Here is a 1,120-nt window from a genome sequence, read left to right on the forward strand (position 1 = left end):
GACCAGAGGTAGCCGAGGACGGTGAGGGCGAGGCACCAGGCGACGGCGATCCAGCCGTTGTTGCCGATCTCGGTGCCGAGGAGGAGGCCGCGGAGGGTCTCGATGGCGGGGGTGAAGGGCTGGTACTCGGCGATCGGCTGGAACCAGCCGGGCATCGCGTCGATCGGGACGAAGGTGCTGGAGATCAGCGGCAGGAAGATCAGCGGAAGGGCGTTGTTGCTGGCGGCCTCGGCGTTCGGACTGACCATGCCCATGCCGACCGCGATCCAGGTGAGCGCCAGGGCGAACAGGACGAGCAGGCCGAAGGCCGCGAGCCATTCCAGGGCGGTGGCGTCGGTGGAGCGGAAGCCGATGGCGACGGCGACGGCTCCGACGAGGACGACGCTGAGGACGGACTGGAGGACGCTGCCGACGACGTGTCCGAAGAGGACGGAGCCGCGGTGGATGGCCATGGTGCGGAAGCGGGCGATGATGCCCTCGGTCATGTCGGTGGACACGGAGACCGCGGTGCCGATCGTGGTGGACCCGATGGTCATCAGCACGAGGCCGGGCACGAGGTAGGCGATGTAGTCGGCGCGGTCGGCGCCGCCGCCGCCGATGCCCGCGCTCATCACGTCTCCGAAGATGTAGACGAAGAGCAGCAGCAGCATGATCGGCGTGAGCAGCAGGTTCAGGGTGAGCGACGGGTAGCGGCGCGCGTGCAGGAGGTTGCGGCGCAGCATCGTGGACGAGTCGCGCAGGGCGAGGGAGAGAGTGCTCATCGGACGGCCTCCGTGGACTGGTTCGGCCGCTCGGGACCGGTGAGGGCGAAGAAGACGTCGTCGAGGTCGGGGGTGTGGACGGTGAGTTCGTCGGCCTCGATACCGGCCGCGTCGAGCCAGTCGAGGATGGAGCGCAGTTCGCGCTGGCTGCCGTCGCTGGGGAGCTGCAGGGTGAGTGAGTCGTCGTCCCTGGTGGCCTCGGCGAGCGTGGTCGCGGCGGACTGGTAGGCGGCCGGGTCGGAGAAGCGGAGGCGTACGTGGCCGCCGGGGATGAGGCGCTTGAGCTGCTCGGCGGTGCCTTCGGCGGCGATCTTGCCGTTGTTGAGGACGGCGATGCGGTCGGCGAGTTGGTCGGCTTC

At 69.4% G+C, this 1,120-nt stretch carries 1 protein-coding gene and 1 pseudogene; both read right to left on the reverse strand.

Annotated elements, in window-relative coordinates; translation table 11 throughout:
• Positions 1–761, reverse strand: a 761-nt coding sequence (locus MRBLMG1_RS36155) for an ABC transporter permease (RefSeq protein WP_367828404.1), incomplete at its 3' end; no start/stop codon positions are given.
• A pseudogene (locus tag MRBLMG1_RS36160) lies at positions 758–1,120 on the reverse strand (ABC transporter); the annotation flags it as partial. The gene MRBLMG1_RS36155 and the pseudogene MRBLMG1_RS36160, both read right to left, overlap by 4 nt.

Source organism: Streptomyces sp. LMG1-1-1.1 (genome assembly GCF_040815545.1).
Lineage (GTDB): Bacteria > Actinomycetota > Actinomycetes > Streptomycetales > Streptomycetaceae > Streptomyces.